Consider the following 3050-nt stretch of genomic DNA (forward strand, 5'->3'; position numbering starts at 1 on the left):
GATCGAGGTCAATTCCTTTCCTGGAATCACCCAGTTCCGGTTTTTCTGCAAGGTGCTCCGGGCTAACGAATGGGACTATGATTATCAAATGGAAGATCCCGATGGTCGTGGATGGAATGGAACAATGAAATATGAAAGTTTAAATTTTAACATTCCTCAGTCGTGAATAGCAAGCAACAATTTATTGCGGGTAAGCCCTTCCTTGGAGAGAAGATGCTTTTTGCCCGATTCAAATATGAGCACTCCAGTAGGACGATACTCATTCAATATGACTTGAATACACCATGGATGCACTACGGGAACGCCGAGTGCCTGGAGAACGAATTCATGTTTTGCGTGCCGGTAGTAGGTATACAGAATATTTGGGGGAAGGTCAGTTACGACGAGCTCCAATTTCAAGAGACGGTTTAGAATAGGGTTTACATAAAAACAGGATTCGGCCTGGCGTATTGACTGGGCTGAACCTAAAGACGGAAGTGTGACGCAATGGTAGCGTGCTTGAGAACTCTAAGGGGTAATCAAGATTGTTCAGGTTCGACTCCTGGCACTTCCACAAGGTAGGACAGATTCTACAATTGCTCCAGATCCCTGTCTGGGTCACGCCAGGCAGGGCGACGGGGTTTAGTTATTGATTAAAAATAGAATAGCGAAATGCTGAAAAGGATTGAAACCAGTGAGGTAATGAAAAGGGCATCGAGGTTTTTCGATACCCATAATGATAATTGCCCCACCGTGGAAGTAGTAAGGCAAACCGCCAAGGGTGAGCAGATTATCAACCGCAGGGTTGGGCTGATCCCTGAAGCGGTGACTACCACCTTCCATACCATTTTGACAGAATACGTGCACAGCTATAACCGGACTTGCTCCATTATGCCGGCTGGCATGTATACCTTGGACGACCTGCCGTCCATGCACACGAACTGCGTTAGGCTATCCAAATACTGCCGCTGCTCGGACCGAACTGTCCGTAATCATATAGGACGTCTGCGAGATTTGGGGCTTGTCTGTACGAAATTTCATGGCAACAAGAAGGCATTCGAGCTGTGGATAAGCCCTAAATTTCTGTTTGAACCCGAACAAATGGAAGCGGAGAAAAATGCTCAAAACACGCCAAAAATCGCCCTTTCACCCTCAAACCCGAAAGATTTTCCGCATAACAGTACTCACTTAGAGATTTTAGAAAAAGAAAAAGGGAATGCGGATTTGTTTATAAAATACGGAGAGCACATTCAAGGACAGAAGGGTCGGACAGACAACGGTGTACAGCCCTTATATGACTGGGTAGATCAACAGAGAGAAGATCAAACAGGGGGCGGGCCGATTTTAACGAAAGCAGAGATCGTGGCTAAGAACGATCAAAACCGCAGACAAAAGGCCACCCACATGCTGGAGCAGCGCATGCCGAACATGCCGAAGGGACTAGATCCAAAATTCTGGGATATGCTGATCAATTTCTGGCTTTACGCATGGAAAGTGGTCTATCCTAACCGAGAATTCTCTAAGGATAAGCAAGAAAAAGCCCTCGTGGCCATCGCCAAAGGGGTATTTAACAACTTCGTCGATGATATGAGCGATAAAGAATGGCTCGACTATTATCAATTCCAAATGGCCAAGCTCGACAAAGCTGGCCGCTATTACGATAACCATCCCGACGCCTACCGACCGGATCCCTATGCTGTTTTTGTTCCAGGGAAAGGTTATTTCGATTATGAGAATGTAAAGGGCTTTGTGGGAATTGATGCCTGGATAAAGAAGGATTCCATCAAAAACGCCCGTAATAGAAAGGCCTATGCAGACAAACAGGAGGAAAAGGTAAAGCGCTGCGAGACGCTCCTACGTACGGCACGACGAGATTTTGAAAAGCTACGCCAGGATGCCAAGCCACGGAAAGAGGTAGCCGGCAAAAACCAACTGGCTCTATTCCAATACTACAACGTGATTTTTAGCGGCATGGGCAAGAAATGGCAGGAAGCATTCTGCAAACAATACCTGGGCCAACAGGCCATCGATTTTGAACCGCCTAAATATATGAAACCAAAACGTCAGCGGGCCATGGCCGACTTCTCTGCTCCAACTGTGGTGTACGTAGAAGATTATATGACCGAAGGCGAAGGATATTACAGTTAAACCTTAAACACCAAACAACCCAGACAATGAAAAGCCGTAGAACCCTTGGAACCAGCACAAAAAAAGCCCTCTCTCCAGAACGGAAGGAGGCACAAAAAGAAAAGGCCACTTGCTTTATGGTCATCAAATTTCATGATGGAAACACCTGGAGTAAATGGAGCAATGAACATGCTCAGCCCAATAAATTCCTAAACATCAACGATAGCCTAAATGAAATGTTTCGGGTCTGCCAGCACTACTTCGCCGGAAGGATCCACTCGGCCGCCATTTTCGATGTACGGGTGCATAAGAACATCGGCGCCCATAATAAGATCTATCAATTCGAGAAAGGCTGCTGGCAACTGGTCCAACCCGTAGGCTGGTAATCATTTATTTTTTTAACCTTAAAATCCCCCCTATGCAACTGGTAACCTTTAAAGTAAAGAGCACCTCATTTACCCATCTAGAGCTGAGCCTCCTTAACCTGGCCAAGACAGAAATACAAAAGGGGTGCACCCTGAAGAATCTTGCGCTTAGCCTTACCAAAGAACTGGAGTCCTGGAGAGGTAAGATCGCGAAGTACCGCAACGCTCCGACGCAGATCATCACCCAGAGCCGTCTAATATCCCTGGCGCATCACGGCAAAGTATTGGTAGAATTCCACCCACTGGCATAAACGCCCTAGCCTAAATGAACCCTATCAAAATTAAGCTAGACAAAATGGAAATCGGCATCCTGGCTCGCTATCTACTCATGAAGCGGGCCAGCTTCCACCCCCTTCACTCCTCGATAGAGGATATCGTCCTGGTCGATTTCTCCAAACGCTTCCTACACTCCGCCCGAGACATGGCCGAAAGGCCCCAGCCCAAAAAGGGCTTCACCGTCACCTTACCCTTCCCGGTGGCCCGTACCCTTCATCAGCAGCTGCAGTATTGTGAGTATGA

The 3050-nt window shown here is 47.1% G+C and carries 5 protein-coding genes and 1 tRNA gene; all 6 read left to right on the forward strand.

The window, feature by feature from the left end:
* Positions 1-162 precede the first annotated feature (162 nt).
* The gene (locus tag CLV98_RS22980) at positions 163-411 is read left to right on the forward strand and encodes a hypothetical protein (RefSeq protein ID WP_109678460.1); all 249 of its coding nucleotides are present in this window, start codon (positions 163-165) and stop codon (positions 409-411) included.
* 61 nt (positions 412-472) lie between these two features.
* Positions 473-553 (forward strand) — tRNA-OTHER (locus CLV98_RS23545).
* A gap of 98 nt (positions 554-651) precedes the next feature.
* Entirely contained in the window at positions 652-2127 is a 1476-nt protein-coding gene (locus tag CLV98_RS22985; protein ID WP_109678462.1) for a hypothetical protein, read from the forward strand.
* A 26-nt stretch (positions 2128-2153) separates the two neighbouring features.
* Positions 2154-2492 (forward strand): hypothetical protein, encoded by a 339-nt coding sequence (locus CLV98_RS22990; protein ID WP_109678464.1) that lies wholly within the window; start codon positions 2154-2156, stop codon positions 2490-2492.
* 32 nt (positions 2493-2524) lie between these two features.
* Positions 2525-2782, forward strand: coding sequence for a hypothetical protein (locus CLV98_RS22995; RefSeq protein ID WP_109678466.1), 258 nt, complete (start codon positions 2525-2527; stop codon positions 2780-2782).
* A gap of 14 nt (positions 2783-2796) precedes the next feature.
* Positions 2797-3050: hypothetical protein (locus CLV98_RS23000; protein WP_146202351.1), on the forward strand; the 254-nt coding region annotated here is incomplete at its 3' end.

It is taken from the genome of Dyadobacter jejuensis (genome assembly GCF_003149085.1).
GTDB classification, from domain to species: Bacteria; Bacteroidota; Bacteroidia; order Cytophagales; family Spirosomataceae; genus Dyadobacter; species Dyadobacter jejuensis.

Bases quoted from the DNA above. Each gene is read 5' to 3' on its own strand.
- CLV98_RS22985 (WP_109678462.1), top strand. From the start codon at position 652: ATGCTGAAAAGGATTGAAACCAGTGAGGTAATGAAAAGGGCATCGAGG.
- CLV98_RS22990 (WP_109678464.1), top strand. From the start codon at position 2,154: ATGAAAAGCCGTAGAACCCTTGGAACCAGCACAAAAAAAGCCCTCTCT.
- CLV98_RS22995 (WP_109678466.1), top strand. From the start codon at position 2,525: ATGCAACTGGTAACCTTTAAAGTAAAGAGCACCTCATTTACCCATCTA.